The sequence below is a fragment of the Pseudonocardia sp. N23 genome (assembly GCF_002583555.1).
Lineage (GTDB): Bacteria > Actinomycetota > Actinomycetes > Mycobacteriales > Pseudonocardiaceae > Pseudonocardia.
Window position 1 is genome coordinate 1 of sequence record NZ_BEGX01000076.1, and the last position, 7,664, is coordinate 7,664.

The window sequence follows — 7,664 nt, forward strand, 5'->3', positions numbered from 1 at the left end:
GGTACTGCACTCGCCAGGGTGTGGGAGAGTAGGTCGCCGCCGACATCAAACGTGTACAAGGGATGGTCCCGAACTTAGGTTCGGGACCATCCCTTTTTTTGTGTTCCGATTCTTGCCGATATCGGTATCGGCGGTGGGTGATCCGCTGCTGGACGCGGTGAAGGTGGAGTCTCGAGGGTCGCTCCGGCGTCGGCGAATTCGTGGACCTTCTTCTCGGCACGACCTTTCCGCTGAGTTCGACACCGGACTGGCCCCACGGCGTTCCGAGCACTCTGGTGCCGAACTCGGCGGAGTCGGTGTCGGACCCTCGGGAGTTGACGTCGAATCGGGCCGGTCGGGGAAATGCGTCAGGCGCGCGCGTCGGCGCCCACGGCCTCGGCCAGCGAGGAGAACCCGTCGGCGCGCACGAGCTTTGCGAGCTCGCGGTGCAGACGTACCGGCCAGCGATGTCCCTTGTAGATGAATCCCGTGTAGCCCTGCACGAGTGAGGCGCCGGCGCGGATGCGGGCATAGGCGTCGGCAGCGGTCTCGATGCCACCCACGGAGATGATCGTCAGCCTCCCGTCGAGACGCTCCCGCAGTCGCCTGACGACGGCGAGGCCGGGCGCCGACAGCGGTCGGCCCGACACCCCGCCGTTGCCGATCTCTTCGAGGACGGTCGGCGGCGTCACGAGGCCGGTGCGCGACACGGTCGTGTTCGTCGCGACGACACCGTCGAGGCCGAGGTCCGTGGCCATGTCGGCGACGGCGTCGATGTCCTCGGAGGCGAGGTCCGTCGTGATCTTGACGAGCAGCGGGACCCGCGCGCCGGGGCAGGCCCGGTCGATCGTGGCCTGGACCTCGGCCAGCAGGGGGCCCAACACCGACACCTGCTGCATGTCGCGCAGGCCGGGGGTGTTGGGGGAGCTGACGTTGACGACCATGTAGTCGGCGTAGGGGGCGAGCAGCTCCGCGCTGCGGACGTAGTCGGCGACGGCCTCATCGGGCTCGGCTGCCTTGCTCTTGCCGATGTTCACCCCGATGACCGCACGCTCCCCACGGGCGGCGCGCTGCGCCCGGAGGCGCTCCGCGACGGCCTCGGCCCCGGAGTTGTTGAAGCCCATGCGGTTGACGAGTGCGTTGTCGTCGGGAAGGCGGAACAGCCGCGGCTTCGGGTTGCCCGGCTGCGGGCGGGCGGTGATCGTCCCGATCTCTACGAAACCGAAACCCAGCCGGGCGAGCGCCCGGGCACCCTTCCCGTCCTTGTCGAAGCCCGCGGCGAGCCCGAGCGGAGCGGGGAAGTCGATCCCCATGACCTCGGACCTCAGCACCGGGTCGACGGCGCCCGACATGGTGGCCCACGCCTTGCCGAGCGGCGCGGGACCGGCCGCAGCACGGATCAGGGCGAAGCCCGCGCGGTGCGCAGGCTCGGCCGGGACCCGGCGCAGAAGGTGTCGGTACAGCGCGTCGTACATAGCGCCCATCTTGGCGGGCCCCACAGAGTGCGCGCTGTCAGGGTCCGCTGAGGCCGCGACGCCACTCGTCCAGGAGACGCCGGTCACGCTTCGTGGGACGTCCGGCGCCACGATCCCGGCTCGCCACCGGAACGGTGTCCGACGGAGCTTCGATCGGGGTGTTGTCGACATAACACTGCTGGGCGGCAGGTGGCCCGACCCGCTTCTCGATGACCTGGACGACCTCGACGATGCGGATGCGCTCGTTGACCCGCGCCCGGATGCGGTCGCCGACCTTGACCGGGGTGGCCGGCTTGGCGGGCTTGTCGTTGACACGGACGTGCCCGCCGCGACAGGCGGCTGCCGCATCGGACCGCGTCTTCGTCAGCCGCACGGACCACAGCCAGCGGTCCAGGCGCGTCGACTCCATCGACGAATGATGCCTGATCAGTAGTGGGTCACGCCGCGGGCTCCACCGCCCGCCGCGATGGCGTCGCCGGAGATGGCGACCGAACGCGGCGAGCACAGGAACACGATGACGTCGGCGACCTCGGCGGCAGTGGCAAGCCGGCCGATCCGGGTGCCGGACTCGGCACGGGCCCGCATCGCCGCCTCGTCGATGCCCTGGGCCTGGGCACGCGACGCGATCAGCTCCTCGGTGCCCTGGGTAACGGTCATGCCCGGGTGCACGACGGACACGTTGATCCCCCTGGGGCCCAGCTCGTCGGCGAGCGCCGCCGACATGGCTGCGACCGCGATGTTGCGCACCGACCCCGGGATCGACACCGATTGGCGGGCGTTGAGCCCCGAGACGTTGACGATCCGCCCCCAGCCGCCGGTGATCATCGACGGCGCCAGGGCGCGGGCGCAGCGCAGATAACCGAGGACCTTCGTCTCGAACTCGATACGCACGTCGTCGTCGGTCAGATCGTGCAGACCCCGCTGCGGGATCAGACCCGCCGGCCGGGCAGCGGAGTTGACCAGGATGTCGACGCCGCCGAGCTCGCGGACCACGACGTCGGCCATGGCGCGGACGGAGTCGTCGTCGGCGGTGTCGGCGGGCACGGCGAGCACCCGGGTGCCGTGCCGGCCGACCTGCTCGACGGCGGCGTCGAGAGGCTCCTTGCGGCGGGCGACGAGCGCGACGTCGGCACCCTCGGCCGCCAGCTCGTCGGCCACGGCCAGCCCGATGCCGCTGCTCCCACCCGTGACGACGGCCCGCTTCCCGCGCAGCTGCAGGTCCACCGTCAGCCACCCACCGGGAGTTCGCTCTCCCAGCCCAGAGCGACGGTCAGCGTCACACCGAAGCGCTCGACCATGCCGCCGGCGTCGGCGCGCATCGTCGCCCACTCGTCGGAGTGGCTGCTCTCCTCGAGCGCTTCGGGTGAGTCGAACAGCATCTCGGCCACGCGGTGGAAGCCGGGCTCGCCACCCTCCAGGCCGTCGGCGGTCCGGGTCAGCACGATGCGCCGCAGGTTCGGCACCTTCGCCGCGGCGGGCGCGTGCACCGCGTCGTAGTGCTGTTCGAACTCGTCGAGCTGCGCTGCGGGCGGCGCCGACCACGTCGCGATGAGCTTGTACATGATTCGCACACAACGGCGCGCCCGGACCGATGTCAAGCGCTGCTGTGGTTGCCCACGACCCGGGGCGTGGGTGATCGTGGCGGGGTGCCGACCTCACTGGGCGAGGGGCTGCGCGGGCTGGCCGCCGAGGCCCCCGACGCGCCCGCCGTGACCGACGACGACGTCACCGTCAGCCGCGCCGAGTTCGAGGACCGGACGAACCGGCTGGCCCGGGCCTTCGCCGCACGCGGCGTCACCGAGGGCTCGATGGTGTCGATCGCGGCGCCGAACGGGGTCCGGCACCTGGAGTGCTCGGTTGCGGCGTGGAAGCTCGGTGCGGTGCCGCTCCCGGTGTCGCACAGACTGCCTGCGGGCGAGCTGGAGGCGATCGTCGCCCTGGCCGACTCGGCGCTCGTCGTCGGTGCCGACCCCGGCGACGGGCGGCCGTGGCTGCACGCCGACCACGACGCGTCGGACGAGTCGGCCGATCCGCTGCCGCCTGTGATCGGCCCGTCCTGGAAGGCGCCGACGTCGGGTGGCAGCACCGGCCGTCCGAAGATCATCGTCGCCGGGCAGGCGCCGACGATGGAGGCGGTCCTCGCCCGGACGCCGACGCTGCGCATCGACCGCGACGGGGTCTTCCTCGTCACCGCGCCGCTGTACCACAACGCGCCCTTCATGTTCTCACTCATGGCGCTGCTGCAGGGCCACCACGTCGTGATCATGGGCCGGTTCGACGCCGCCGCCACCCTCGACATGATCGGACGCCACGGCGTCACCTGGCTCTACGTCGTCCCGACCATGATGGGGCGAATGCTCCGGCTGCCCGGCCAGGCGCGCGCCGCGGCGGACATCACGTCGATCCGGACGGTGTTGCACGTCGGCGCGCCCTGCCCCGAACACGTCAAGCGCGGCTTCCTCGACTGGTTCGGGCCGGAACGGGTCGTCGAGCTCTACGCGGGCTCGGAGTCGCAGGCCACCGCGATGATCGACGGCGTCGACTGGCTCGCCCACCCCGGCTCCGTCGGTCGTGTGGCGCGCGGGTTCATGAAGGTCTGCGACGAAGGCGGCGTCGAGCTGCCGGCCGGCGAGACCGGTGAGATCTGGATGCGTACCGACGGCGACGCGCCCACCTACCACTACATCGGCGCCGCCGCCCGCGAACGCGACGGCTGGGAGTCGTTGGGGGACATGGGCCGCTTCGATGCGGAGGGCTACCTCTACCTGGCCGACCGGCGCTCGGACATGATCCTGGTCGGCGGGGTCAACGTGTACCCGGCCGAGGTGGAGGCGGCCCTGTCGGAGCACCCGGCGGTGCTGGGCAGCGCCGTGATCGGCCTGCCCGACGACGACATGGGCAACGTCGTGCACGCGATCGTGCAGCTGTCCACACCGCTCGCCGACGTCGAGGACGACCTGCGCGCCCATCTGGCGACGCGGCTCGCCCGTGTCAAGCTGCCGCGCACGTTCGAGCAGACCGCAGAGCAGCTGCGCGACGACACCGGCAAGATCCGGCGCAGTGCGCTGCGGACGGCCAGGGTCGCGCCGAGCGGGGGTGTCCCGTCACGATGAGGCCATGACCGACCTCCCCGCTCTGCTCGACCGGTTGCGCACCCTGCAGGTGTCGTCGGTGTGCGACGCCGACAAGACGCTGGACGCCGTCGATCCACTGATCCACACCCTCGTCCCCGGTGCCCGGATCGCCGGGCCTGCCGTGACCGTCGTCGCGCACGACGACCACCTGGCGCTGCTCGTCGCGATCCGGGAGGCGCCGGCGGGGTCGGTGCTGGTCGTCGCGACGAACGGGGGGACGAAGGCCGTCTCCGGTGAGCTCTTCGCGACGGAGGCGAAGCGGCGCGGGCTGGCCGGGATCGTCGTCGACGGGTACTGCCGCGACCGCGGGGGCATCGCCGAGGTCGGGTTGCCCGTCTATGCGCGGGGCACGACCCCGATGGCAGGCACGACCGTCGAACCCGGGCGCCACGGCGAGGCGGTGCAGATCGGCGGGGTCACGGTCTCGCCGGGCGATCTCGTCGTCGGTGACGACGACGGGCTCGTCGTCGGGACGGTGCCGCAGTTCGCCGCGGCCGTGCCGGGAGCGGAGGAGGTCGAGCGGGCCGAGGCCGCCCTGCTGGCCGGGATGGCCGAGGGGCGCAACCTGCCGGGGATGACCACGCTCGACGAGCACCTCGCATCCCTGGCCGACGGAAATCGGAGCGTGCTGCGCTTCACCCCCTGAGTTGTCCACAATCGGATCCACTTGTGGGCAACTCTGTGGATCAGTCCCGAAGTGGCAGGACAGCGGCGATCCTGGGGTCGTGACGCAGCTCCTCCACCGACGCTCCCAGCGGCAGCCGCCAGTTCGGGTACTCGTCGACCGTGCCTGGCAGGTTCGGCTGCCGCACCTCGCCGACGAGGTCGTACGGCGCGACCAGCGCGAGCCGGCACCGGCTGCGCCCCAGCATCCTGTGCATCGCCACGACGATCTCGTCCTCGGGGGCGTCGGCGGAGCCGAGCAGGCCCTCGGCGACCAGCAGCGCCACCAGTTCGGCCCGCTCGGCGGCGGCGCGTGTCTCCTCGCCCGCCACGTCGTCGAGCAGGCCCAGCTCCGCGCGGGCCCGGACGTGCTCGCCGCGCAGGAAGCCCGGAGCTGTCGGCAGGTCGTGCGTCGAGATCGTCGCGACTGCCTGCTCCGGCCACCGGTCCGGCGCCAGCAGCGGCATGCCCGGCGTGTCCTCGTCGCGGACGAACCACATCACCGTGGAGCCCAGCATGTTCCGCTCCTGCAGCGCCCGGGTGACCTCCGGCTCGACCGTGCCCAGATCCTCCCCGACGACGACCGCGCCCGCCCGGTGCGCCTCCAACGTCAGCACCGCGAGCATCGCCTCGGCGTCGTAGTACACGTACGTGCCGCGGTCCGGGCCATCGCCCGGCGGCACCCACCAGAGCCGGAACAGCCCGGCGACGTGGTCGATCCGCAGCCCGTCGGCGTGCGAGACCAAGGCGCGCAGGAGATCCCGGTACGCGGCGTAACCCGTCGCGTCGAGCCGGTCGGGCCGCCACGGCGGCAGCCCCCACGCCTGACCGCGCTGGTTGAAGGCGTCCGGCGGCGCACCGACGCTCACCCCGAGCGCCAGCACGTCCTGCAACGCCCACGAGTCCGCGCCCTCCGGATCGCAGCCGACGGCGAGGTCGCCGATCAGCCCGATGCGCATGCCCGCGTCGCGGGCCGCGGCGTGGGCGGCGCCCAGCTGATGCTGCGTCTGCTCCTGCACCCACGCGTGGAACGCCACCCGCGGCGCCAGCTCGCGGCGCGCCGCCGCCACCGCGGCCGATCGTGGATCGCGCAGCGCCGCGGGCCACAGCGTCCAGCGGCCACCCCAGCGTTCGGCCAGCGCGCAGTAGGTCGCGAACTCCCACAGGTCCTCGCTCGCGTCCCGCGGCTCTGGCCGTCCGCTCGCCCGCCACAGCAGCTCCAGCGCCGCCCGCTTCGCCGCCCACACCCGGTCGTGGGCGATGCGGTCACCCACCGTCTCGGGACGCAGCGCGTCGACCTCCGCACGGGTCGCGGCGTCGGCGGTGGCGTAGGCGTCGAGATCGGTGACACGCAACGCCAGCGGCGTCGTGAACCGCCGGCTCGACGGCGTGTACGGCGACGCCTGCACCGGTGGCACGGGGGTGATGGCGTGCAACGGGTTGAGCAGGATCGCGTCGGCGCCGTGAGCGTGCCCCGTCCAGTCGGCGAACTCCCGCAGGTCCCCCAGATCTCCGATTCCCCACGACGACCGCGAGTGCAGCGCGTACAGCTGGAGCATCCAGCCCCACGTCCGCGGCGGCTCCGGCAACGCCGGCGGGGCGACGACGACCGTCGCCCGCCGCCCGTGCAGGTCCAGGAGGTGGTAGCCGAGGGGCAACCCGGCCGGCAGCTCGCCGTCGACCTCCAGGACCGCCCCGTCCTCCGTCGTCAGGGTCCCGGCACCCGGCACCGGGCGGGCCCGGTCGGTGCGCAGTGCGATCGTCCCGGGCAGCCGGTCCGCAGCCGGTGCCGTCGCGAGCGCCGCGCGGACCGCCTCCGGGGACGAGGCGTCGACGTCGAGCAGACCCAGCACCCGGACCACGACCTCGGGATCGACCACCACCTCCCGGCGGTCGCCGTCGCGATAGCGGGTGGCGACGCCGTGCGCCGCCGCCAGCGTCGCGAGGTCGTCGTCGGGACGGGACACGGTGGGTCCTCCTCGGTCGTTCGCACCACCCCGGCGGGCGGTGCAGGAGACGATCGTTGCCGAGGGCGGACCTACCCGCTGTGGGGGGTCGGCATCCGGACGCGCCCGACCGCGTGGTCCTGCCCCCGGAACGGTGCGGCGCAGCGGAAACGGGGCCTGCACGGTGCTACGGTCGCCGCTTCGGATGGGCGATGTGGACCGATCTGGCGGGAGAGAGTTTTTCGATGACCGAGATCGGGTTGATCCTGCTGGGCGTGATCGTCGTCGGCGGTCTGCTCGCGTTCTTCCTGTTGCGCACCAAGCGTGGCGGCGACGCTCCGGCCGGACCCCGGACAGTCGGGGACCTCGTGCGGCTCAAGGCGGAGGAGTCCGGCGCGGCGGGTCCCGCCGAGGCGACACGGCCCACCGGCCCGTCGGCTGCAGCCACCGTCGGGCCCGACGTCGCC

At 72.6% G+C, this 7,664-nt stretch carries 8 protein-coding genes; 3 read left to right on the plus strand and 5 right to left on the minus strand.

What is annotated here, in order from left to right; translation table 11 throughout:
• Window positions 1-347 precede the first annotated feature (347 nt).
• The 4 genes from TOK_RS21515 to TOK_RS21530 are packed head-to-tail and all read right to left on the minus strand — an operon-like array spanning window position 348 to window position 3,016.
• Entirely contained in the window at window positions 348-1,454 is a 1,107-nt protein-coding gene (locus TOK_RS21515; protein ID WP_098959818.1) for a quinone-dependent dihydroorotate dehydrogenase, read from the minus strand.
• Window positions 1,455-1,491: 37 nt separating this feature from the next.
• Window positions 1,492-1,863 (minus strand): RNA-binding S4 domain-containing protein, encoded by a 372-nt coding sequence (locus TOK_RS21520; protein WP_098959819.1) that lies wholly within the window; start codon window positions 1,861-1,863, stop codon window positions 1,492-1,494.
• Window positions 1,864-1,880: 17 nt separating this feature from the next.
• Window positions 1,881-2,678, minus strand: coding sequence for an SDR family NAD(P)-dependent oxidoreductase (locus TOK_RS21525; RefSeq protein ID WP_098959820.1), 798 nt, complete (start codon window positions 2,676-2,678; stop codon window positions 1,881-1,883).
• Window positions 2,679-2,680: 2 nt separating this feature from the next.
• Entirely contained in the window at window positions 2,681-3,016 is a 336-nt protein-coding gene (locus TOK_RS21530; protein ID WP_098959821.1) for an EthD family reductase, read from the minus strand.
• A gap of 84 nt (window positions 3,017-3,100) precedes the next feature.
• Here TOK_RS21530 and TOK_RS21535 point away from each other — a divergent pair, with 84 nt between their 5' ends.
• Entirely contained in the window at window positions 3,101-4,567 is a 1,467-nt protein-coding gene (locus TOK_RS21535; RefSeq protein WP_253258545.1) for an AMP-binding protein, read from the plus strand.
• 4 nt (window positions 4,568-4,571) lie between these two features.
• Entirely contained in the window at window positions 4,572-5,234 is a 663-nt protein-coding gene (locus tag TOK_RS21540; RefSeq protein ID WP_098959823.1) for an RraA family protein, read from the plus strand.
• A 40-nt stretch (window positions 5,235-5,274) separates the two neighbouring features.
• On the opposite strand, the gene malQ is transcribed toward TOK_RS21540, so the two are convergent.
• Window positions 5,275-7,218: a 4-alpha-glucanotransferase gene (gene malQ / locus TOK_RS21545; RefSeq protein WP_098959824.1), complete on the minus strand. Its 1,944-nt coding sequence runs from the start codon at window positions 7,216-7,218 to the stop codon at window positions 5,275-5,277.
• Window positions 7,219-7,442: 224 nt separating this feature from the next.
• Here malQ and TOK_RS32775 point away from each other — a divergent pair.
• The coding region (locus TOK_RS32775; protein WP_374754919.1) for a hypothetical protein at window positions 7,443-7,664 on the plus strand (222 nt) is incomplete at its 3' end.